General features: G+C 43.8%; 20 protein-coding genes, 1 pseudogene, 1 riboswitch and 1 other annotated feature. Of the genes and pseudogenes, 6 read left to right on the top strand and 15 right to left on the bottom strand.

Annotation, left to right across the window (positions count from 1 at the left end; all coding sequences use genetic code 11):
- Window positions 1-44: 44 nt before the first annotated feature.
- A complete protein-coding gene (locus tag AC58PV_RS23845; RefSeq protein WP_497434998.1) occupies window positions 45-623 on the bottom strand; it encodes a TetR/AcrR family transcriptional regulator in 579 nt (192 codons plus the stop codon).
- A 139-nt stretch (window positions 624-762) separates the two neighbouring features.
- Here AC58PV_RS23845 and AC58PV_RS23850 point away from each other — a divergent pair, with 139 nt between their 5' ends.
- Together AC58PV_RS23850 and AC58PV_RS23855 are read left to right on the top strand one after the other, a co-directional pair.
- Window positions 763-2148, top strand: a complete 1386-nt coding sequence (locus tag AC58PV_RS23850; protein WP_497434999.1) for a catalase — start codon at window positions 763-765, stop codon at window positions 2146-2148.
- A gap of 193 nt (window positions 2149-2341) precedes the next feature.
- Complete coding sequence (locus AC58PV_RS23855; protein WP_497435000.1) at window positions 2342-3436, top strand: phosphodiester glycosidase family protein; 1095 nt, start codon at window positions 2342-2344, stop codon at window positions 3434-3436.
- A 61-nt stretch (window positions 3437-3497) separates the two neighbouring features.
- Here AC58PV_RS23855 and AC58PV_RS23860 read toward each other — a convergent pair whose 3' ends face one another.
- The 3 genes from AC58PV_RS23860 to AC58PV_RS23870 all read right to left on the bottom strand — a co-directional run bounded on the left by AC58PV_RS23860 (window position 3498) and on the right by AC58PV_RS23870 (window position 8523).
- Window positions 3498-3941 carry a cell wall hydrolase gene (locus AC58PV_RS23860; RefSeq protein ID WP_068667805.1) on the bottom strand — a complete coding sequence of 148 codons (444 nt, stop codon included), beginning with the start codon at window positions 3939-3941 and terminating at the stop codon, window positions 3498-3500.
- Window positions 3942-4027: 86 nt separating this feature from the next.
- Window positions 4028-7126 carry an isoleucine--tRNA ligase gene (ileS, locus tag AC58PV_RS23865; RefSeq protein WP_497435001.1) on the bottom strand — a complete coding sequence of 1033 codons (3099 nt, stop codon included), beginning with the start codon at window positions 7124-7126 and terminating at the stop codon, window positions 4028-4030.
- Between the two features lie 82 nt (window positions 7127-7208).
- Window positions 7209-7466, bottom strand: a binding site (T-box leader).
- Window positions 7467-7521: 55 nt separating this feature from the next.
- Entirely contained in the window at window positions 7522-8523 is a 1002-nt protein-coding gene (locus AC58PV_RS23870) for a glycoside hydrolase family 130 protein (RefSeq protein WP_497435003.1), read from the bottom strand.
- Window positions 8524-8631: 108 nt separating this feature from the next.
- On the opposite strand from AC58PV_RS23870, the gene AC58PV_RS23875 reads away from it, so the two are divergent.
- A complete protein-coding gene (locus AC58PV_RS23875) occupies window positions 8632-9501 on the top strand; it encodes a helix-turn-helix transcriptional regulator (protein WP_497435004.1) in 870 nt (289 codons plus the stop codon).
- Between the two features lie 413 nt (window positions 9502-9914).
- On the opposite strand, the gene AC58PV_RS23880 is transcribed toward AC58PV_RS23875, so the two are convergent.
- The 5 genes from AC58PV_RS23880 to AC58PV_RS23900 all read right to left on the bottom strand — a co-directional run bounded on the left by AC58PV_RS23880 (window position 9915) and on the right by AC58PV_RS23900 (window position 12425).
- On the bottom strand, window positions 9915-10874 hold the full coding sequence (locus tag AC58PV_RS23880) for a D-2-hydroxyacid dehydrogenase family protein (protein ID WP_497435005.1): 960 nt from the start codon (window positions 10872-10874) through the stop codon (window positions 9915-9917).
- Between the two features lie 23 nt (window positions 10875-10897).
- Complete coding sequence (locus AC58PV_RS23885; RefSeq protein ID WP_497435006.1) at window positions 10898-11164, bottom strand: hypothetical protein; 267 nt, start codon at window positions 11162-11164, stop codon at window positions 10898-10900.
- Between the two features lie 47 nt (window positions 11165-11211).
- A complete protein-coding gene (locus AC58PV_RS23890; RefSeq protein ID WP_497435007.1) occupies window positions 11212-11382 on the bottom strand; it encodes a GrpB family protein in 171 nt (56 codons plus the stop codon).
- The gene (locus AC58PV_RS23895) at window positions 11339-11563 is read right to left on the bottom strand and encodes a GrpB family protein (RefSeq protein ID WP_497435009.1); all 225 of its coding nucleotides are present in this window, start codon (window positions 11561-11563) and stop codon (window positions 11339-11341) included. Before AC58PV_RS23895 ends, AC58PV_RS23890 begins: the two co-directional genes overlap by 44 nt.
- 67 nt (window positions 11564-11630) lie before the next feature.
- Window positions 11631-12425, bottom strand: coding sequence for a Nif3-like dinuclear metal center hexameric protein (locus AC58PV_RS23900; protein ID WP_497435010.1), 795 nt, complete (start codon window positions 12423-12425; stop codon window positions 11631-11633).
- Between the two features lie 237 nt (window positions 12426-12662).
- Between AC58PV_RS23900 and AC58PV_RS23905 the strand changes: the two genes are divergently transcribed.
- Window positions 12663-13712 (top strand): rod shape-determining protein, encoded by a 1050-nt coding sequence (locus AC58PV_RS23905; RefSeq protein WP_497435011.1) that lies wholly within the window; start codon window positions 12663-12665, stop codon window positions 13710-13712.
- Window positions 13713-13761: 49 nt separating this feature from the next.
- Here AC58PV_RS23905 and AC58PV_RS23910 read toward each other — a convergent pair whose 3' ends face one another.
- From AC58PV_RS23910 to AC58PV_RS23935, 6 genes and pseudogenes are all read right to left on the bottom strand, one after another.
- Window positions 13762-15156 carry a sensor histidine kinase gene (locus tag AC58PV_RS23910; protein WP_497435012.1) on the bottom strand — a complete coding sequence of 465 codons (1395 nt, stop codon included), beginning with the start codon at window positions 15154-15156 and terminating at the stop codon, window positions 13762-13764.
- A gap of 225 nt (window positions 15157-15381) precedes the next feature.
- Window positions 15382-16386 (bottom strand): diguanylate cyclase domain-containing protein, encoded by a 1005-nt coding sequence (locus AC58PV_RS23915; protein WP_497435014.1) that lies wholly within the window; start codon window positions 16384-16386, stop codon window positions 15382-15384.
- 95 nt (window positions 16387-16481) lie between these two features.
- Entirely contained in the window at window positions 16482-18170 is a 1689-nt protein-coding gene (locus tag AC58PV_RS23920; protein WP_497435015.1) for a methyl-accepting chemotaxis protein, read from the bottom strand.
- A gap of 68 nt (window positions 18171-18238) precedes the next feature.
- A riboswitch (guanidine-I (ykkC/yxkD leader) is annotated at window positions 18239-18336 on the bottom strand.
- Between the two features lie 520 nt (window positions 18337-18856).
- Window positions 18857-19624, bottom strand: coding sequence for a sugar phosphate isomerase/epimerase family protein (locus AC58PV_RS23925; RefSeq protein ID WP_497435016.1), 768 nt, complete (start codon window positions 19622-19624; stop codon window positions 18857-18859).
- Window positions 19625-19707: 83 nt separating this feature from the next.
- Window positions 19708-20583: pseudogene (locus tag AC58PV_RS23930) on the bottom strand (methylmalonyl-CoA mutase family protein); the annotation flags it as partial.
- On the bottom strand, window positions 20480-20929 hold the full coding sequence (locus tag AC58PV_RS23935) for a cobalamin-dependent protein (protein WP_497435018.1): 450 nt from the start codon (window positions 20927-20929) through the stop codon (window positions 20480-20482). The pseudogene AC58PV_RS23930 and the gene AC58PV_RS23935, both read right to left, overlap by 104 nt.
- Window positions 20930-21081: 152 nt before the next feature.
- Between AC58PV_RS23935 and AC58PV_RS23940 the strand changes: the two genes are divergently transcribed.
- Together AC58PV_RS23940 and kamA are read left to right on the top strand one after the other, a co-directional pair.
- Entirely contained in the window at window positions 21082-22521 is a 1440-nt protein-coding gene (locus tag AC58PV_RS23940) for a sigma-54 interaction domain-containing protein (protein WP_497435019.1), read from the top strand.
- 121 nt (window positions 22522-22642) lie between these two features.
- Window positions 22643-24040 (top strand): lysine 2,3-aminomutase, encoded by a 1398-nt coding sequence (gene kamA / locus AC58PV_RS23945; RefSeq protein ID WP_497435020.1) that lies wholly within the window; start codon window positions 22643-22645, stop codon window positions 24038-24040.
- Window positions 24041-24363 lie beyond the last annotated feature (323 nt).

Raw genomic sequence — 24363 nt, forward strand, 5'->3', positions numbered from 1 at the left:
TACTAAAAGGTAGACATAACTCAAAAAGTAATCCGCCTTCTTTTTCAAGCTAAAGCGGATAGTAAACCTTCTGCTATCTTCTCGTACTTACTTGTATCATGAAAACTTCTCGCCAATAATTGGGCACCTTGTAATGCAGCTAGAAATTGGTGAGCTTGAATATCTGCGGCGCCTTCAAAGTTCAGTTGACCTTTACGCCGGCCCTCCTCTAACACGCGTTCCAACCAAGCGAGATTGGCAGTGAAGAACTGGGATAACCCGACTTGCACTTTGCCTGATAACGTAGCTAAGTCAGTCGAGAGCATGACACTTAGACAAGCGCAGTAATCTTGAACAGGACCACTGTAAAGTAAGATGAATTTGCGTAGCTTCTCCATATTATTCGATATCTCGGCATCGATTCCAGCAACAAATTGGTTGAAATTTCTGAGATAACGAGCAATTAGAGCTTCTCCTAAATCCTCCTTATTCGGGAAATAGTAATGAATACTGGCATTACGTATACCTACTTTTTCCGCAATATGCGAATAACTGAATCCGTTAAACCCATATTGCTGAACAATCGCTTGTGCGGTGTCAAGAATAAGTTCTGATGTGTTTTTGTTGTTAGTGGTTTTGGTCATGTGGTTATTCTACCTTTTAGTAGATAAGATGTCAACCGAGAAATTTTCATGTGCAGCATCCTCATTTGTGGCGGTTGGCATAATTGTTGAAATACCAGCATAACGATCTAAATCAGTGCTATGTACAGGAGGTAGAATCATGGAAGATAACAGAGGATTGCCGCAAAAACCTAATCATCCAAACGGTTCTTTAGGATGGTCAGGAGACACACCTGCGAAATTTCATTCCCAAAGTGTTGGTAATCAAGGACCCGTTCTAGAACAAGATAGTGTATTACATGAAACTTTAGAAACTTTCGTACATAGCAAGATTCTAGAAAGACCTGTCCATGTGAAAGGTTATGGCGCTTTTGGATACTTTCAAACCGTAAATGCGATGACACCTTATACGAAGCTTCACTTTCTACAACAACCAGGTCAGCAAGTTCCTGTTACAGTCCGATTTTCCCTTGCTGTTAGCAATAAAGGTACACCGGATACGTCTCGTAATGTGCGTGGGTTTTCTACGAAATTTTATACAGAACAAGGCGTCTTTGATTTGTTATGTAATCATATCCCTGTCTTCTCTGTTCGGGATGCTATTCGATTTCCTGAGTCGATCAAAGCCTTCTTGCCTTCACCCGTTAACAATTTGATTGATCCTGAACGTTTCTGGAGTTTCATCGCCCGTGCGCCAGAAGCGACTCACTTCCTTGTCCAATTATATTCGGATGCTGGAACCATCAAGAGTTTCCGCCATATGCCAGGTCATAGCGTAAACACGTATGTTTGGCGCAACGAACTAGGCATTCGTACATTGGTGAAATATCACTGGTATCCCTTAGCAGGCAGACAGGTTATTGATAGCCGCGAAGCTGCTAAGTTAGCTGGGGAAAATCCCGATTATGCGGGTAAGGATCTCTTTGATACGCTAGCCTCAGGTAGAACAGTTGAATATGGGCTGTATGTTCAATTAATGAACCCTGACGAGGGTGCCAAGCTGCCTTATGATCCGCTAGACGATACGAAAGTTTGGGATGAAACACAGTTCCCGTTGATGCCTGTAGGACGGCTTATACTGAATCGTAATCCCGATAATTATATGGAACAAGTCGAGAAAATTGCTTTTTCTCCTGCCAATCTATTAGAAGGAGCCGAATTGTCGGACGATAAAATGCTGCAAGGCCGTACGAATATATACTGGGATTCACAGCGACATCGTCTGGGATCTGATTTCCGTAAGCTTCCCATTAACCATCAGATGAATTGGACTCCTCGTTCGCTCGAGACTAGTGGTGAGGGTAGATATGTTGAAGGTCGCCTCGTGCGATCGGATATACCTAACCCCAATAATTTCACACAAGCAGGTCAGTATTATAACGCCCTTCCACCCCTTCAACAAGAACATTTGGTAGAGAATCTTGCTGCTGATTTAGCTCGTATATCCACTGACCTCCAACACATCGTCCTCAGTTATCTATACCAATCGTCACAAGAATTGGCAAACAGGGTTTCAGGGCGGATCCAGCTTCAGAACAAAGGTTGAACCATTGAATGGCTACCCTCTCAGGTAGCCATTTTTGCTTTGTTTTAAAGAATGATTTGGCATAATTGGATCTATTTACTTGGCTTCAATGGATCGTTTTTAAGGTTATTTTCAGCTTTGCTACAGGTTCATTATATATACTTAAACTAGCTTTATCCGATTCAAAAATCATAGAAAGTAGGCACCTATTATCATGAAGCTAGCGGGGATTACTTACAAACATGAGCAAAGCGTAAGCTGGCTGAAACGTTCCATAGTGATTTGTATCATTATGATATCTCTATCCCTAAGCTTTCTATTCTTAACGCCACCTGGAGCGAAAATTCGCTTGTTCCTTGCGGACACATTTATTGCTACTCAACATCGGGAGTGGGCATGGATTTTTGTAGGTGTGAAGAAACGGGATGAAATGATTCAAAACGTTCAACAAATGAGTGAAAATAACGCGATTGAAAAACAGGATTTGAATGCCATCACGGTTCAGAAACAAGATGGCAAGCTCATTGATGTTGAAGATATTGCTGGACGTGGCTGGGTCGGTAAAAAAATGATTGTCTACGATCCAAGAGCGATTCGTGTAGTTGTTCCCAGTAAAGTGGGCCAAGGGGAAACGATTAGTTCAATGGTGAATCGTACAGGGGCACTTGCCGGTATTAACGGTGGCGGTTTCGATGACCCGCAGGGACTGGGCAATGGTTTTGCCCCCATTGGCGTTATTATGTCTGGAGGCAAGATCTTGTATACAAGCGTAGACGGGACTGTTCCTCAACAAGTCGTTGCGTTCGACACTACGGGGAAATTAATTATAGGGAAATACTCGATTGATGAGCTATTAGCTTTGCATGTGACTGACGCTGTATCCTTCTATCCGCGCATTATCGCCAATGGGAAAGCTCTGCCCATCGTTGGTGATGGTCTTAACCCGCGGACAGCCATTGGGCAACGGGCGGATGGCGTAATCATTATGATCGTGATTGACGGACGTCAAACCAAAAGCATTGGCGCTTCTCTAAAAGATGTTCAAGATCTTCTGCTGAAAGAAGGCTGTGTCAATGCCGGTTTCTTGGATGGCGGTGCATCTTCGGAGATGGTTGTCGGGAATGATCTCATCACGCATCCCTCCAGCCGTTATGGCGAAAGAAGACTACCTTCTGGCCTCCTTATTTTTGAACACCCTGATCAGGTTGATGTTGCGAATATTTGGGATGGCGTAACCGAAATTGATCCTGGTGGTGCTTATGACAATCCAGGTTATCTCGCGGAACAAAATCAATTGAAAAATAAATAAAACACGAAAAGAGCTGTCCATGGACAGCTCTTTCTTCACGTCGTATGACTCTGTTTCAATCCTAAAACGTATTATAAACATTTGAACATTCTTTCGCAGTTGGCTCATAGAAACAGTGCTTCTTATAGCGTCCCGCTTTCGGCTGATTATACCAAGTATCCGGGCACGGGCCTGGATTGTCGAATGTACCCGGTCGGAAATACCAGAGTGAGAACTTACCAGGCCAAATCCGCTCTCCATTTACAGCTCTTTGAGCAAGCCTCCGCTCTCTTTCTCTCGCGTTCTGATAGTACAACCCGTGCTGCAACGCTTCAAACGCATGCGGTTGATTGATCATTTGGGGAATCGTCCGAAGATTTTTGAAATCAGAGCAATTCGCTCTTATACGATTAATCCCCACATTTCCAACAAGTAGCATACCGTTTTCGCCTTCGGTCTCCGCTTCTGCTCGAAGCAACCTAGCTAACATGTCGATATCCTGCTTTCTAGCTTTTACGACTGCCATTCGCTCACCTCAATTGAGTATATGTCTAGACCCATCATATTGTAGGTGAAGTGGAAATGTGACTTACTTGCCGCGAAAAAGACGTTTCAGCTCCTGCTTTCACACTCTACAATTCGGAGATTGAACGTACTTTCACCGTACGAAACAGATTCCATATGGGGTTCTGCTGCATAGCGAACACTGTTCAGTACAACATGTTCTTGTAATACGTGGTCAAAACGGACTAAAGCAGCATGTACGTGCGCGTCTACATCTAGAACAAGATCGATGCGTTTCTCAATCGGAAGTCCCTTCTTTTTGCGATAATCCTGAATTGCACGAATGACCTCTCTAACTAACCCTTCCTGTTCTAACTCTTCTGTCAAGGTTGTATTTAGGGCAACAGTCATTTGATTATGGCTTGCTGAAGCATAACCTTCGTTCGCTTGTTTCTCAATGAGAAGTTCTTCAAGCAGAATATGAAGGGTTTCACCATCAACCTCCATATCCAGGAAGCCATTGTCAATCACGGACTGCGCTTCTAGTGCAGACAGCTGCTTCAGCTGAGTTTGCACAGGCACTACCAATTTCCCAACCTTTTTACCAGCTGCTTTCAAGTTTAATTTCAACGTAACGCGCACGAAGCCGTCATCATTCGATACGAATTGGATCGACTTCACATTGATTTCATCTTGGATGATGCCTTCAAATCCATCGATGTTTGACACACCATCCATCGAAACGAATAACGTTGAGAGTGGCATCCGAGTTTTGATCCCCGTTTCATTCCGGATATTACGAGCCAATTCCACGATTTGCCTCACGGTACCCATTTCTTTCTCTAAAGAAACATCGTGCAATGATGCAACCATGCTCGGATAATCTGTCAAATGCACACTTCCCTCTCCACCCAGATTGGCATATAAATCATCTGCAATGAATGGCGTGTAAGGAGCAATGATCTGCGCAAGCGTGAGCAGTACATGACGTAACGTTTGATAGGCTGCTATTTTATCCTCCGTCCACTCACTTCCCCAGAAGCGATCACGCGAACGTCGGATATACCAATTGCTAAGCTCATCTACGAAAGTTTCAATCTGCTTCGCTGGATTCAAGAAATCGTTCACTTCTAAACCTTTGATAACGTCTTGCAAAGTGCTATTTAATCTAGACAATATCCAACGATCTAGCACATTCACGGAGGTTATCTGCGGAAAGTCTTCTGGTTCATACTGATCGATTTGTGCATACAACGCATAGAAGGCATGTGTATTGTTGATCGTATCGATAACTTTGGATTTCGCCTCTGCGACAATCTGTTTAGAGAACCTCTTGCTGCTCCATGGCGCACTGTCGGACAACAATGCCCAACGGAATGCATCTGTGCCAAATTCGTTAATGATTTCCCAAGGATCGATTCCGTTGCCTTTGCTTTTGGACATTTTTTGCCCATTCTCATCGAGTACATGCCCCGTTGATAACACAGACTTATATGGGATTTGCCCATTATAAAGGGTAGATACCGCCAGCAAGCTGAAAAACCAGCCCCGCGTCTGATCAATTCCTTCGCATATCATATCCGCGGGATACTGCTCTTGAAACAGCTCCTCATGTTCGAATGGCTGATGATACTGGGCAAACGGCATGGAGCCGCTATCGAACCAGACGTCAATGACTTCCGAGGTTCTATGCATCTTACCACCACAAGCGCAGCGCAGCTTCACGTGATCCACGTACGGCTTATGCAACTCCAAATTTTCCGCTATCGGATCAGTAGCGCGATCACGGAGATCCTTATGACTATGAGGTGCATATTCGCCGTTGCAGTCTTCGCATACCCATACATTCAGCGGCGTTCCCCAATAGCGATTCCTGCTGATATTCCAATCAACTAGCTCCTCTAAGAATTTCCCAAATCGGCCTTCTCGCAAGTGAGACGGATACCACGTGATGTTACTGTTATTTGCGATCAGTTGGTCTTTGATCGCTGTTGTTTGAATGAACCAACTCTCCGTCGCGTAATAGAGCAGCGGTGATTTACAACGCCAACAAAACGGATAGCTATGCTCGTATCGTTCCTTAGAAAATAACAAGCCACGTTCAGCTAAGTTTTTGACGATATCGATGTCACAATCCTTCACAAAACGACCGGCAAAATCTGAAATTTGGTCGCTATAACGGCCTCTCGCATCAACAACGTTCGCGAAATCCAATGCATGCTGACGTACGGTACGATAATCGTCTTCCCCATGTGCTGGCGCAATATGGACGATCCCCGTACCACTGGTATCACTCACGTAATCAGCGTCTACGACGATATGTCCCTTCGTCACTTGTACATACCCAAATGGTGCCTCATACGGCATCCCTATAAATTCGGATCCCTTATGCGTAGATAGGAGCTCATACTCTCCTTTCATGATCTTACTCACAAGATTGCTTGCAACAATGTAGACTTCGCCATCCTGTTTGACTTTGACATAATCTAGATCTTTATTGACGGCTAAAGCGACATTGGCAGGCAACGTCCATGGCGTCGTCGTCCATGCAAGAAAATGTTCATTCCCGTGCCTACTCCTGAATTTCACAGTGGCACTCAAATCTTTCACATCTTCATACCCTTGTGCTACTTCGTGGGAGCTTAGCGTTGTTTGACAATCAGGACAGTACGGGCTTACGCGATGCCCTTTGTACAACAGTCCTTTCCCATGAATGGTCGATAAAATGTGCCAAACACTCTCGATATACGCATTGGTTAATGTGACATAGGGGTTCTCCATATCCGTCCAGTAAGCGATCCCCTCGGTCAATTCGCGCCACTGTTTCTCATATTCGAAAACGCTGCGCTTACACGCCTCCACGAATTTGGCGACCCCATACGATTCGATTTCCTGCTTGCCAGATATACCAAGCTTTTTCTCAACACCAAGCTCTACGGGAAGTCCATGCGTATCCCATCCTGCTTTGCGAACGACACGGAAGCCTGCCATCGTTTTGTAACGACCGATGAAATCTTTGATCACGCGGCCTAACACATGTCCGATATGCGGCTCACCATTCGCTGTCGGGGGACCTTCATAGAAAACAAAGTTGGGACTTCCCTCCCTATTTGCAATCGATTGACGAAATGTATCATTTTGTTTCCACTGTTCAAGAACACGGAGTTCACGCGTCCTTGCTTGCTCTTTCACATCCACTTTTCTCATAGGTTTCATCCTCTCATTCATCCCACTGTACGTCCATTCCTTGACGAGAAAGTTCTTAGAAAAACACAAAAAATCCCGTCCCATAAGGGACGAGATTTCATCTCGCGATACCACCCTAGTTCCGTAGGGATTGTGACTACCATAATCCTACGACACCTCTAACTACGTACCATCATACGCATCCTTAGTAACGGCTGGAACCCGGGTCAGCTTACTTACCTACTTCAGCTTTCCTTCTCGGAGAGGATTTTCTACGAAGTCTTGAACATTGGCTCTCAGCTCAGCGCCAACTCTCTGTGGATCAAGGGCTCCCTATACTCTTTCTCGTCAATGAATTTAATTCGAACATTCAGTTAATACATTCTTGCATCTTCATCGACAAAAGTCAACAGGCGTTATTTATTTCCTTCCAAACATAATTTCACCAAGTCATCTACATGTGCAGTAGCCAAACATTCAACGGTATCCGCTGCACCATAGTAAATTTTCACTTCACCATCATCTTCAAGAATCATACCGCCTGGGAAAATAACGTCATTACGGAAGCCGCCATCTGTTTCATAGCTAACCTCAGGGGCAAGCAATGGCTCTTTATATAGGCCGACAACCTTCTTCGGGTTATCCAAATCAAGCAGCATAATACCGGCTGTATAGCGCTTTTTCCACGTCGGCTCCCAGCCATTCTTACCACGGCTGGCATCGATATCAACAGCATGGATTGTTGTTAACCACCCTTTGGACGTACGAATCGGCGGCGCCGCTGGACCAATTTTGTCATTCGCATAAGGCACATGCTCAACGCCTAGGACAAGATCCGTGTCTCCCCAATATTTGAGATCAGGCGACTGTGAAAGCCAGATGTCGAATTGATCTTTGCTACGGCTGTAAACCGGGAAAGGACGCTCTAGACGTACATAATTGCCGTTAATTTTCTCAGGAAACAGAACCATATTTCGGTTATCTGGTGCTGACATGGACAAAATGTCAAAGGATTCAAAATCATCCGTTACGGCAATCCCACCCCGAACTCCGTGACGCGTATCGACGGCAAAACACATATAAACTCGCCCATCCATCACCGTTAGTCGTGGATCATACACGCGTGTAATTTCCTCGTCATATAGCTTCCAACATGGTTTCGACTTTACATCCCAATGAATGCCGTCTTTGCTGTAAGCAAGACCTAGATCAGTAGTATGCGAAGGTTCGATCGTTTGATCTTGGATAGAGCCATGATCATTCCGGAACACCATGATATATTGACCTTGGAACTTGGTAACGCCTGCATTGAATGTAAGCGCTGTAGGATAAGGTACGGAATCTGCCGTAAGGATCGGGTTAGCAGGATGCCTTGTAATAACAGAACTTGATTTTAATGAACCAATAGTTAATGTCATGAGAGTTCCTCCTTCAATCTTGTCTATCCATAGGTTACAATAGGTGTGCGCAGGTTTCCTATCATTCCTTGAACAAACCTCTCATTTCTTGAATAGGCTGTGATTCTCATGACATTTCCGATGAATAAGCAATTATCGGACTATCCTAATATCGGGGCATTCCCCTTTCATTTGTCCATTAATCGTGTTGACCAGCACTTTCCCAGCCATCGTCATGATTTCTTGGAATTCTCTCTAGTCGTTGCGGGCAATGGATATGAAACCGTGAATGGCCACGTACATCCCATGCAACCTGGGACCTTTACTTTACTTCTTCCCTATCAAGTGCACGAAATCACTGCGAGCCCGGGAAGCCCGCTTATTCTGTTCAACTGTATGTTTGGTTTAGAGTTGCTGGGGGATCCCGCGGAGCGATTGCTGTTATCGGATCATACTTCATTCCAAACGCACTATGACCTTAATGCTGAACAAGCTGAAATTTTACGACAGAAACTGCAAGGTATGCTCCATGAATATGAGCAATCCACTGATATTTGGCAGCCCCTTCTCTTAAAAGGCGAGCTCCAACGCATACTTGCGTTTCTACACCGACTTACTTCCAGTAACGTCGTCGTACAGTCGAAACCGAATGGATCTGAATTGCCTTCCAAAACCGCTTTGCCATGGGCGATCCTACGCTACATTCATACTCACTATCGCGACCCGCTCACGTTGGAACTGATCGGCGCTCATTTCCATTGTCATCCATCACGAGTGACGCAAATCTTATCGCAGCATCTCGGCGTGACATTCGTGACCCTGCTTCAAGAGACTCGAATTCGGCACGCTTGTAGTCTGTTAGCAACCACCGAAATGAAGGTAACGGATATCGCGTTTGAAGTCGGTTACGAATCGTTCGCCAGCTTTAGTCGTAATTTCTTGAAGCTTGTGGAGATTTCACCAACGCAGTATAGAGCTTCTATGGGGCAGTTGAAGTGAAGCCAATCGAAGAATCCCCGACAGAGCTTATGCTCCATCGGGGATTTTGCACGCCAACGGTTGCGTTTCGTATATCTCTTGTGCCACTCATGAATAGATGGATTTTCTGCAGTTATTCCCTTGGATATCCTAGCTAAATTAAGAATAGATGGAAAATATGTAGCTAATTTCAACCATTTCACTCAATTTGAGGAGTAACGGCAGTTTTTACCTACATGTTTTACAGTTAATTAGAGTTTTCGAGCAGATTATGCGGAAATAGATGTATATTTTCCAGTTAACTTGTGTGCATTGCATTCCATTCGGTTCTACAACTAAGCCCTGTAAACCCTCCACATAATCCACTTGCCTACCTACTCGTTCGATCGTAGTCTTACCGACAAATTCCCCCGTTCAATAGTTAACGTGATTAACTAATTCAGTTTACGAATTGGCGACCCGGCTAAATAAGCTTCAATATCTTCAACCACTTGCTTGTAAAATGCTTCATAATTCGCTTTCGCTACATAGCCTATATGAGGTGTCGTGAGGAGATTCGGAAGTGACCGGAACTTATCATCCTTGGGCAAAGGTTCCACTTCGAACACATCCACCGCTGCTCCGGCGATCCATTCGTTCTGTAATGCTTCCGCAAGTGCAGCTTGATCTACGATCGGTGCTCGAGATGTATTGATTAAATAAGCCGAAGACCGCATTCGCTTCAAGTCCTCAGCACCAATCAATCCGCGTGTTCGATCACTTAAAACAAGATGAATCGACACAAAATCACTATTCGCCATCAGTTCTTCTTTGGAAGCAGCAAGTCGCACGCCAACTTCGTCAGCCCGCTCTTGCGTTAAATTCTGGCTCCATGCCATGACATCCATGCCAAACGCATGGCCGAATTTGGCAATCTTCGAACCCAAATTACCAAGCCCGATGACGCCAAGCGTCTTCCCGTACAAATCCGCGCCAACCGTGCTCTGCCATTGTCCATGACGAATCGCATTGTGTTCCGTGACAATGTTGCGGGCAAGACCTAGTAACAGCGCCCACGTTAGCTCCGCTGTTGCATTGCCAGCCCCTCCCGTGCCGCATACGATAATGCCTTGCGCCGCAGCGACTGTCATATCTACAGAGGCATTGCGCATGCCCGTCGTAACGAGCAATTTCAGCTTCGGAAGCCTTGCGAGTAAGGCCTCGCGGAACGGCGTCCTTTCTCGCATAATAACGACAATTTCACAGTCTGCAATATGCTCGACCAGTTCATCAACGTTGTCGATATGCCGATCAATACGTGTAACCTCCACCTGATCTAGCAACTGCGACCAATCTGCAGAAGTCAAGGCTACTTGCTGGTAATCATCTAGTATGGCACAGCGTAATTTCATCATATAAGCATCTCCTTCAGTCCTATTTATTCGATTTGGCGAACCACTTTGAAGCTATCGCCTGTGTCTTCCATTTGGAACATTTTGCATCTCGATTCAGGCATTCGAAAAGGTTGGTGAAGGATTAGCACCCATGTACCTCCGGAAGACTGGAACATCATGCCGTGGCCACTGTCATCTCTCACAAGAGGAGGAAGTTGTTCCCACGGCCCTTCCAAATGTCCAGTAAGGATCTCGGATAGTAGCCCTTGTTGGGGATGATTTACATCACAAGCTGCATTGTAAACAGGCATTTGAAATCAACTCCTCAGTCAGGTGTGATCATTAACAGTCTGTGCCTCTACTCATTTCGGGCTAATTCGATGATAGATTGAATGAAAGGTGCTTTCATTTGCGTATACGTCGCCCTATCTTCAACGTATAAGTGAGCAAGTTGAATTTTGAGCCGGGCATATTGTTCTGCCTTCTCAGGATGACTTCTCAGGTAATTCCGGAAACGAAGGATATTCACCAGTCACACTTACAGCAATATCTAGAATCGGCTTGGATGGCATCCCAACGATTGAGGTGCTGCAGATATGCTCGATTTGAATGGCATTGCTTGATAAAACTTGCGATATCCTTATTTGTTCATGCTCAAATTCTTGGACCCATTCCGAATGATAAGGTTCGATGACAACTTCCTGTGCCAAATTGTATCCTCCTAGGGAAGTGATAACCCCTCTCATATGGGCTATTCGACTCCTGATACTTCATAACTTACAAAATATTGAAAATCGGACTTTCTTTCACGTAGTGAATAGGAACCTCGGGGTACATGCTTGTAAGTTTATTTGCCAGCAATTCCATACCAGGCTCTTCACTCTCCGCATGACCAAGCACGATCAATGCCTTATGTCTTCCCTGATAGACTGCATCCCTTACATACTCAGGCGTTTCCCATTCAGGTCCTTCTCCATACATAACTAGATCCAATTCCTCTATTTCGAATAACGGAATGGCATTCTGACCACCGCCACGATAACCTGCAAGCAAACCAATTTTCGAGCATGACAGCTCACGATCACCATGTGATCTTACAAATGTAATACCAAGCCGCCTCTTCACATGCTCTGCGATATGACTCAAAGTTGCCGTTGGAATTTGCAAGATGGAGTAGGCAGGCTGATGCTTCTGAACGTAAGGCATCCAATCGAGTTTCTGAAGCAAACCTTCCATGACACCATCTGGCGTATAGCGATGCAAATAATCGTGGAAACGGAATAACGCGATACCCGATGATTCCAAGAGTCGACGCTTTTCTTCATAAACAGGATCATCTTTCCGTAATACCGTATCATCATGATGCGAAAAAAAGGGACCTTCATGAGCAATAATTAGATTAGCTCCTCGCTCAATCGCTTGCTCAATGACAGATTGCGTCGGCATAAAAGCGATCACAATACCGGTCACTTCCGTGTCAGGATGGCCAAACTTCAGGGTATCGACAGTTTGCTCGAGCTTCGCGATCGGTGATATCAATCTATTGATTACTGTTTGTATGTTTACGCGCATTGTTACTCCCTCTTATCAATTAAGTGTGTAGTGCTTTCAACCAAAAGCAATATTCATCATGATATTCCTGTGCGTTTAATTGAATTTCGTATCATGAGTTTACTTAAGTATTCGTGCTCTCACAAATATTTCCTTGTGAACAGCCCCCTTAAATCTGCAATTGAACAAGAATACTATACAGACGTGAATGCCACCTCCCCACTAGGCTTAATTACAACTCAAAGGAGGAAACAAGTAATGTTCAAACAGTTTGATAAGTTATTCGGGATTGATTTAGGTACTTCCAACACCGTTATTTTCGAAAAGGGTAAAGGCATTGTGCTTAATGAACCTTCTGTTGTCGCTTTCGATAACCATACAGGAGAATTGTTAGCCGCAGGATCGGAAGCGCAAGCAATGATTGGACGAGCTCCCGCCCATGTGGATATCACGTATCCTTTAATCCATGGTGTCATTGCTAATTTTGAAAAAACCAGCAAGATGCTGAACTATTTTATAAAAAAAATTCAAGGTAGACCTTCATTTCTTCGTAGTTCGCAAATTTATATTACTGTGCCGTGTGGCATTACGAACGTGCAGAAACGAGCGATTGAAGAAACCATCGTTCATCGGGGAGCCAAAAAAGCGATCGCCATCGAAGAACCCATTGCAGCTGCGCTTGGAGCTGGACTTATGCTCGACGAACCCATCGGTCACTTAGTTCTCGATATTGGTGGCGGAACTTGTCAAGTAGCCGTATTATCTCTGGGTGGCATTGTCGCGAGTCATACGATTAACCAAGGTGGCCTTTCGATCGACCGAGATATTATGGATTATGTGAAACGTCAATATAACATGGAAATTGGTGAACGTACCGCAGAGCAGATTAAAATGCAAATCGGAACGGCCGTCCTTTCCGCGGAAGAACGTTCGATCGAGATCCGTGGTCGTGATTTGGTTCACGGTTTACCTCGTTCCATCCGTTTGGTATCCAGTGAAATATACGCTGTGGTTAATGAATTTTTGGATGCTTTGATTGATGCGATTAGAGCTACGTTAGAACTGTGTCCGCCGGAGCTTGCAGGGGATGTCATGGAACAAGGCATATTGCTTTGTGGAGGCGGTGCGTTATTGGAAGGAATTGATGAACGTATTCGTGCTGAAACGGGAGTTTCGGTGCATATTGCCGAACACCCTCTCGAATGCACAGCACTAGGCGCAGGATTAATGCTTGGCGTCTACAGAACGAAGAGCAGACCTCTCATGCAGGATACTTCGACCGATGAGCAAATTGCCGTTAGTCAATAATAAAAAGCTTAGTCTGTGAGACGAGTGTCTCGGACTAAGCTTTTTGTATCTATTCGGACCAGAGAGGCATGATTATCCTCAGTTCTGTCCCTTCTTCAGAACTATTTACAATTTCAATATATCCGCCATGGGAGTTAATAATGCGTTGCGAGATCGATAAGCCTAAACCCATTCCTGTTTTCTTGGTTGTATGAAATGGTGTGAAAATGCGATCCCACTCGTCTTGATGAATACCAGAGCCGGTATCTGTTATTAGGATATGAATCTCATTATTTTTCGTGTAATAATCAATCTTAAGCACTTTTCGAGCTGAATGCTCCATGGCATCCACACTATTATTAATCAGGTTAATAAATACCTGTCTTACTTTATCTCGATCTATCGAGACGATAATATTTTTATGTTGGCTGAATTCAATGCATACATCCTTCTCTTTCGCTTGAATGGAAGTCAATGCGATCGATTCCTGAAGAACCTCCAGAATGTCAACGGGTTCCGTTTGAATTTTACCACTTTTAATAAAATGATTATAGTTCGTAAGGATACTGTTCATATGGTCACCAGCAATCCCAATATGGCTGACCATGAATTTGGCACTGCCATCCAATTGATCATATCGGGATAAGAGGTCGGAATATCCTTTTACCACTGTAAGTGGATTATTAATTTCATGAATGAGTCCAGAAGTCGATATTTCAATTTGCTCTTCTTTCTCTTTCCTCTTCAAAATTTGAGAAGTGTCTCTAATCATTCTTGTACTCATTTGAACAAAGATAAAGAAAATAATGATAGAAAACATCATGACGGCAATTTGACTTGAGTAGATAAACGTACCTGCCTGCAGATTCAAGACACCGATCATATACGTTAAAAGGAACGTGAGACTAAATAAGGTAAGGAAATTTCGCACATATTTATCTGCAACTTTTCGACTCGCAACTAACGTCAACAAAATACTCACGACTAATAATTTAATGTGGTTAACAAATAAACTCCCCCAGGCACCATAGATCGGATACAAAACCGTAATCTGGTTACCGATTCCTTGAATCGACTTTAACCCAAGCACACCAAGTGTTGTCCAATTGATACAATAAATAAAGAGCGACCATAATACGTAGACAGTAAGCGTATACTTATTGATGATGAGATTCATCCATTTCGCTTCATCTTTGGAGAGATGTCTAAGTGAGATATAACCAACATACAGAAAGGCAGGAGGAAGCATAATCGAACCAATTCGAAATAGCTGAAACAGAAACAAGATTGCCTTCGTTTCAATCACATCATTGCTGTATAGAACGCTGACATCTAACTGCCAAATACTCATAAAAATCATGAAAATTAACATGGCATTGGTTAGTTTGGTTTTAAACAGCATTTTGCACGACAAACCTAAAAACAGGGGTACCAACGACATCGCAGCCATTAGAATAAAATTCATAAATGTACCTACTTTCAATATCACAATTATTTATTAATTTCCGTAAACACCTAAGTTGTTATTGCGATATTTCGTGCATTCCTGCAAAAAAGACCTACAACCTTGGGAGGTTGTAAGCCAGGTATTATGACTCCGTGAATTATAGCATAACTCTCAACACGCGTGGAATAGAAGTTATTACACATATTTTTGGTAAAATGATTCTGAAACGTATGGCTCTACTCTTTAGAAAAATTGATAACCGTTCTTTCCGTTTGCTTTCGCACGATATAAGGCATTGTCTGCATTTTTAAGCAGCACTTTTAAATGATTGGCCTCATCAGCTGGATAAAGCACAATGCCAATACTCACTGACAAATTGAATGCTTCTAACTGGGTATCCCAAGATGATAACCGGGCAAGCAACACACTGGCTAATGCACTGATCTCTCCTCTACTCGAGACACCAACCAGATTAACGACGAATTCATCTCCCCCTAATCTAACCGCAAACCCTTGTTGCTGCTGAACGAAACTCTCGAGTCTTAAGGCAACTTCCCTCAGGACTAAATCCCCTGTATCATGACCGTACAAGTCATTAATTTTCTTAAAACCATCCAAATCCAGAAACAACAAAGCGCCCCCAGTGGTGGACATCTCTTCAAAATATTTATAAAGAAACTGCCGGTTATAGAGCCCTGTTAAAGAATCTCGATAAGCTAGTCGTTCCAATTCTAAGTAGTATGAGAATAATTTGGCTATTCTTTGGAGCATCGTAATGCACTTCTTGTTGATGACCATGGCATCTGTATGAACCGCGCATAACGTCCCAAAGGTATCACCATTGGATAACACAATCGGAATGCCTAAATAAGAATTAATGTTAGCTGCAACAAGCGCGGCCCTTAAATTGTCCAAGTTGGTTTCTATACTCATATCTTCAAGAACGAGTGGTGAATTGTTCACAAAGTCAATTCGGTTACATACAGTCTCGTTAGCTTCTATCACCATACCTTCATGAATACCGATATCTGCATGTGATTCAGAAAGTTTTAGAATGATTTGTTGTTGTTTGTTCAAAGAAGTCAAGTAAATCAATCGATCTGGCATCGATTCTTTCGCCATCTCTAGAACATCTCTTGCCAGTTCATCAAAATTTTTATAAAACTGCAATTCATTCAGCTGTAACAGCATCGTAATCACACTCCGTAATTTGAAATTAAGCATATAAGCAACACTTCTTGTATTCAACAGTAAAAGATGTGACTCCTCCTTGGAACATCCTTACTTTGTCATCGGATATACAAAACGAGCCAACGCAATAAGCGTTAGCTCGTAACCTTCTTTCAAATATGAAAACGTTGAATCTGTGTATGCAATTCATTCGCAACCTGTGATAGTGTTGTCGCATGTTCTGTTGCGATTTCTACCGTTTCTAATTGCTGTTGCACCATCTCAGACACAAACTTCGTGTCTCTTCCCGTGTGCTTACTAATCTCAGTTGCTTCGCTGAATGATGCATAGATCTGCTCTGAACCCGCGGCCATCTGCTGCGACACGCCAGACACTTCCAGTGTATTGTGAAAGATGAGCTGGATATCGTTCCGAATTTTCTCAAATATTTCCCCCGCATGCTCCATGCTCGCAAGGCCTGTACTAACCTCTGCCCCTCCTTGATCCATGGCCACATCTGCTTCCGTTAAGTCCGCTTGAATTTGCCCAATCAAGTGAGTGATATGTTCAGCCGATTGCGTGCTCTGGCTAGCAAGCTTTCTAACCTCTTCAGCTACAACAGCGAAGCCTCTACCGTGCTCTCCAGCATGGGCAGCTTCAATCGCTGCATTAAGTGCCAAAAGATTCGTCTGATCGGCTACCTCTCGCATCCATGCAATCACTTGATTGATGGCTTGTGATTTCGCGTTTACTTTCTTCACAGCTTGATTCGCATGTTGTACCGATTCCGTAAGTGCATGCATACCAGCTACTGCAGTTGCAATGGACTTACTCCCCATCGTCGCTAGTGAAACAGATTGTTCTGATTGCGCAGCCATCGTCGACATATGATCAGCAACTCGTTGGATGTCTGAGGCAATTTCTCCCATGGCAAAAGAACTCTCTTCGATCCCTTTGGCTTGTGAATTCGCACCTTTCGCAATATCCGCGGATTTCTGATCAATATCACGTGTAATCTTAGAAGTATGTTCGGAAGACGAGACTAGATGCTTGGTTGCTAAGTTAACTCTGTCGGCTGATTCCTTGACTTGATGAATGAGTCCTTGGATCATATCCATCATCCCATTAAAAGATTGCGCTAACTGGGCAATTTCATCTTTGCCTTGGATTTGAATTCGTTCACGTAAATCACCTGAACTTCCAGACAGCTCGTCCAGCTTGGATTTCACTAGGCGCACCCGAGAAAGGATATGTCTAGTTACCCATAATGCGATAAGCACCGCAGCGATAATTGAACATGCAAGCACCACCAGTGCAATTGCTGATCGTTGCTTCACGAGCGTTGCAGTATGATGGGAACGCTCCTCAATATGCCCCTCCTGCATTTGTTGAAATCGGTTTAATAGTTGGGCAAAGTGTATCCGAAGCTCTGCATAGTCACCTGCAAAAATGCGTAATGTCTGCGCTTTGTCGCTAGCTGCGAGTTCCATCATTTTGGTTTCCAACTCAACCAATTTCACGTTACCTGCATCCAAATCACGGAAGATCTGTTTCTCTTCTTCTGTCTGAAGTAGACCGACCGTTTCTTTAATGTGATTATCGATTTGTACCGCGTAATTGTTATAAGTATCACTTTCTGATTTGTTTCCAGGATCAATAATAATTCCTCTCACCGAATCCGTTAACCGGATATCTTCGTATCTTATTTGATTAGCTAGGTTAAGTAAATGAACATCATCATGCGCAAATTGATCAAATGAGGAAGATGTCTGACGAAGTGACGTATAGAGAATGGAAAGCGAAATTAAAAATAAACCAACAATAATTCCAAATCCTAACAGAAGCTTTCTTTTAATCGTCATCTGAACCCCTCCAATATGTCACTTTATCCAAAGATATAATAAAAACCCGAAAGGTATCAGAATCGATAACCTCCCGGGCTTTTATCCCTCCGTGAACACAGCGCGCTGTGTGTTTTCTCTCGGACCTGACCGGCGGTGATTCCGCGGAACCCTAGAAAACTTTTTAATATGTTAGATAATATAACATATAATTCGACAATGTTAAACATAAAGTTTAGTTCATCATTAATGAGTGATAAAACCTGACATACATTGAGGTTTTCTACTAGATCTCCTGATTTGTTGGCGTGAAATTTCCTCATTATTCCCGTGTTCAATTTAACATGTGGCCGAGAGTAGCTTTAGTTCGATTTTGCCCACTTAAAATGAGAAATAAGCGGAGGAAATGACCAATAGTCCGATTTTACCCACCTATTTCCCCGGTTTTCGTGTCTTTAGGTCGATACCGTCGATTTAGTTGTGCAAAGTCGGACTATTCAAACTTAAATGCCGCATTCAGTGAAATTAGATCGGCAAAATCGGACTATTGGTCTGTCTGTGATGCGCGACAGCGCATTCGCGGCTCCGTAACTCGATTTTTCGAGTTAATGGGGCTCGATTGCGCTTGCTCAGTCCCCATCTCTACCACCAAAACAAAAAGGAGCCAAGCGCCCAAAGCGCCCAGCTCCTTACTCACACAAACAAATCTATCCCTTTAACCCTAAGCGAGCAAGATTAGCGTAGCTAATCTCCAGGCTTTCGAATGGATTGCGTCCAAAGCAGTCATCCTGCTCGACGGCCGCCCACTCCACGCCAATTTCCTCACAGGCTTGAATGATGCCTTTGAAATTCATATTGCCTTCACCAACCTCAGCGAAGCGCTGTTGCCGATCTGGCGTAATGCACATATCTTTGAAATGGACAACTTTCATCCGTCCGTCCACTTTGCGAATCCATTCAATGGGATCGGCTCCGCCAGCTTGGACCCAATACACATCAAGCTCAAAATCCACGGTTTCCGGATCAGACTCGTCAAACAAAATCTCCATACCTGTTTTCCCATCATACTTGGCAAATTCAAAATCATGGTTATGGTAGATGAATTGCAAACCAGCATTTTTCAATTGTCTGCCAAAATCGGAAGCTTGTTTTGCAAATGTGGCATACCCTTGGCTTGTTTCGCGGAATTCTGGCGGTAAACCACCAAGTCCCACATATTTGCATTCCCAGGCCAAATGCTTCTCAATGACAGAATCCATATCGTTTAACAAATCGTTATACCCGATATGCGTCGCACAAATACTCAGACCCGCTTGATCCGTAAGCGCTTTAAATTCATGAACACCAATAGGACCAACACCTGATGCTTGCACCGATTGGTACCCTATTTGCTTCACTTTCTTCAAGCTCTCGGCAATATCCTCTGGGGTTTGCAAAAAGTTACGAACTGTATACAATTGCGTGGCGATTCTCATTCATCTCACTCCATTCAACAAAATTTGGCTCCCTACATATATATCATGGAATGGACGAATGAGCTATAGCAATCTATCAACTTTTACATATTTCTGCGATACTGTCCGCCAACTTCATATAAGGCAGCCGTGATTTGCCCAAGCGAAGCGACTTTAACTGTTTCCATCAGTTCTTCAAAAATGTTCCCATGATTGCGTGCCGTCTGCTTCAATCGTTCCAGAGCTGCAGGACAAGCTAATTTGTGCTGTTCATGAAAAACTTGTAGCCCTGCAATTTGCGTTTCCTTCTCTTCAATTGTGGAACGAGCCAGCTCAATTTCTGCAGCAGGAAGAGGATCACTCCCCTTAACAAACGTATTCACACCGATAATCGGCAGCTCTCCGGAATGCTTTTTACCTTCATATATAATAGATTCCTCTTGAATTCTACCACGTTGATATTGCGTTTCCATGGCCCCTAAGACACCGCCGCGTTCATGAATTCGCTCGAATTCAACTAGTACGGCCTCTTCCACAAGATCTGTTAAATCATCCACAATAAAAGCGCCTTGCAGCGGATTCTCATTCTTCGTCAAGCCCAATTCCTTATTAATAATTAATTGAATGGCCATCGCTCTTCGAACGGAATTCACTGTTGGTGTTGTAATCGCTTCAATATAGGCGTTCGTGTGCAAGGAATTACAATTATCGTAGATCGCCATAAGAGCCTGCAGACTGGTTCGTATATCATTGAAATCCATTTCTTGAGCATGCAAGGAGCGGCCTGATGTTTGAATATGGTATTTTAACTTCTGACTGCGCGCATTGCCGCCATATTGATTTCGAATTAGCGTTGCCCAGATGCGACGCGCCACTCTACCCATTACGGTATATTCCGGATCCAATCCATTGCTGAAAAAATAAGACAAATTCGGCGCAAAATCGTCGATATGCATCCCGCGGCTCAGATAATATTCTAGAATATTGCTGCAAATGATGAATCTCACTAGGGATGATAACGCCTCCACCACCGGCGAATATTTTAATGTGTCCGGCAGCTTTTTGCTGGAGAAGATCATACATGTACGTCAAGTATTCAATATGTCCCCCCTGATAAGTGCTTATGGCGATCCCTTGCACATCTTCCTGAATTGCTGCATGAACAACTTCCTGTGCAGATCGGTTATGACCCAGATGGATCACTTCAACCCCTGATGCTTGTAAAATCCTTCGTATAAGTTGAATGGTCGCATCGTGTCCGTCAAACAGAGCTGCAGCCGTGACAAAGCGTACTGGATTCTTGGGCCGATAGACGTGTGTGTTCACCGCTAACCCACCTTTTTCTCATGTCGTCATCGCGTTTTACTCGATTTATATGGGGAAGAACTGCACATCATGTCCTTGTCATGTTTCCAAATCGTGCATCATAAGCTGTTAATTGAACCACTCAACCATTCTTCGTGAGGCGGGTGAACGTAATGTCCGAGCAGAACGATCATGGATCTAAATATTTTGAGCAGATGTTGACGATCATCGATGTCGGTGTTCACCTGATTGACAATAAGGGAATTACTATTTTTTATAATGAGAAGATGGCGGAGACGGATGGTTTAAAAAAGGAACAGGTTGTGGGGAAAAACTTCTTCGATCTCTTCCCTTCCCTGACGAACGAAACGAGTACCTTCATGAAAGTACTGCAAACAGGCAATGACATCCGCGAAAAAATTCAAACCTATGTGAATGTTACAGGGAAAAGGATTACAACCATCAATAGCACGTACCCACTCTTGGAAAATGGCGAAATCATCGGTGCGTTAGAGGTTGCTAAGGATATCACGAGTATCGTTCATCTGCATGATCAAATCTTGGATCTACGACATCAGATCTATGAATCCCCGTCTAAGGATAAAAAAAATGCGAGCGCTGCTCGTTACCATTTCAGTGATTTAATTGGACAAAGTGAAAGCTTCCTGCAAACCATTGCTTTCGCCAAAAAGGCATCGCGCACAAGCTCGCCTGTTCTGATATCAGGACCGACCGGCACTGGGAAAGAATTATTTGCTCATAGCATTCACAATGCTGGTGCCCGGCGGAATCGACTATTCATTGCTCAGAATTGTGCCGCAGTGCCTAATGAGTTAATGGAAGGCATTATGTTCGGAACCGCAAGAGGCGCGTTTACTGGTGCCATAGATCGAGCGGGATTATTCGAACAAGCGAATGGGGGTACTCTTTTCCTAGATGAATTGAATAGCTTGGATTTATTTCTGCAAGCCAAATTATTGCGAGTCTTACAAGATGGCATCGTTCGTCGGGTCGGCGGAACACAGGAGCAACAAGTCGATGTTCGCATCATTACCGCCATGAATATCGATCCCAAAGAAGCATTAGCTACAGGCGTACTTAGAAGCGACCTCTATTACCGACTCAATGTCGTGAATTTACACTTGCCTCCACTAGCACACAGAATAGAAGATATCCCGCTCCTTACTTCCCATTTTATTGACAAATTCAATCACTTATTCGGGATGAAAATAACGGGATTATCTCCCTCGGCTTTGGCCATTTTAGCGAACTACCATTGGCCTGGTAATATTCGTGAATTAAGCCATGCGATTGAGTCGACATATAATATGTTGGAACTGGAATGCGAAAGGATTGAAGATCACCATCTGCCTGCTTATCTCTTCGGCGATGCAATCCCGACACCGCTTCGAACCAGCCCTCGGAGTGACCCTATTGCAGAGATCACGACCAGTCGATTAACGGATAAAGTGAAACAACTAGAAAAGGAAGCCATTACGAATGCGCTAGCTTCGCATCAATATAACATCACGCTCACCGCACAAGCGCTCGGTATTAAGCGGCAAGCCCTGCAATATAAGCTGAACCGTTATGGGATCGGTAGAAAACCTTGAAAACTATAGGGTTTCAGTGAGACTCCGAGGAGTCTTTTTTCTTTTTTTCAAAGGAAAGTGGCATGTTGGCATCCTTCTTGCATCTTAGTATAGGTGAGAAGACATCCATGCTGGAGGTGCAATGATGGAACAACGTAACTGGAAGCAAATTGAGCTATGGAAGCATGTGACAGATGAGCAATGGAATGATTGGGTGTGGCAGCTGACACATACGATTCGAACATTAGATGATCTGAAGAAGGTCGTGAAGCTAACTCCGGAGGAAGAGGAAGGCGTTCGCATTTCAACGCAAACCATTCCCTTAAATATTACACCTTACTATGCATCCTTAATGAATCCCGATGACCCTCGATGCCCAATTCGTATGCAATCTGTTCCGATTTCTGCTGAATTATTAAAAACCAAATATGATCTGGAGGATCCGCTTTTTGAAGATGAAGACTCCCCTACACCTGGCTTAACGCATCGTTACCCGGATCGGGTGCTATTCTTGGTAACGAATCAGTGCTCTATGTACTGCAGGTACTGCACGCGCCGTCGTTTCTCGGGCCAGGTTGGAATGGGTGTGCCGAAGAAACAGTTAGATGATGCGATTGCCTACATCCGAAATACACCAGAAGTACGCGATGTCCTGCTGTCTGGTGGGGATGGTTTATTAATTAACGACAATATTTTGGAGTATATTCTGAAAAATTTGCGGGCGATCCCCCATGTTGAAATCATTCGGATTGGTACGAGAGCTCCTGTGGTATTCCCGCAGCGAATTACAGAGCATTTGTGCAATATTATCCGTAAATATCACCCGATATGGTTGAATACCCACTTCAATCATCCTCTAGAAATAACGGACGAAGCGCAAAAAGCCTGCGAGATGCTTGCAAACGCTGGTGTTCCGCTGGGTAATCAATCCGTGATTCTCGCTGGTATTAACGATAGCACCTACATTATGAAGAAGCTCATGCATGATCTTGTAAAAATGCGTGTACGCCCCTACTACATTTACCAATGCGATTTATCCGAGGGTATCGGACATTTCCGTGCACCTGTTTCCAAGGGGCTTGAAATTATTGAGTCCCTGCGCGGTCACACTTCTGGGTATTCGGTGCCTACCTTCGTCGTCGACGCGCCTGGTGGTGGCGGCAAAATCGCACTCCAACCCAACTATCTCATCTCACAAAGTCAGGATAAAGTCATTCTGCGCAATTATGAAGGTGTAATCGTCGGCTATCCAGAGCCGAAAAATTATATACCAGGCCGTGCAGATGAATATTTCAACGAAATATATGGCATTCAAAAACAACCAGAAAGCACCGGCATCATTGCCCTCATGAAAGATGAAAAATTCAACTTAGTGCCAGAAAATTTGCGGCGAATTGGTAGAAGAAAAGTGTATCAGGAAACGCCTGAACATTTGTCACTGAAGGATCGTCGACCGAAGCGGGATGAAATGAAGGATAAGTTGATGAAGGCGCAGCAGAAGGATAAGAACGAGAGTGCGACAGAGCAGTCTGTTGAATAGCTGGCGATATTTGCTGTAAACTTACTCCTCGGGCAAATAACTGGATTTCCTGTAGTTAATTTGCTTGAAAAACACCATTTAAAGTAAATAACTGGATTTTCTGAAGTTCATTTGGCTATATTCTCTTCAGAACGGCCTAACTTAGCTGAAATAACTGGAGGTTTTCCATCTAAACTTAGATTTAGCAGGTTTGGGTTGAATTTAACTGGAGGTTTGCAGCTAGAATAAAAAGTGGACACCTCGTTAACAAATTTAAGATAATACAATTAACGAGGAGGTGTTCACAATGGGTGAACAGCGGCAAAGGTACAATGATGAATTTA

This window comes from Paenibacillus sp. J22FR83, from assembly GCF_059691955.1.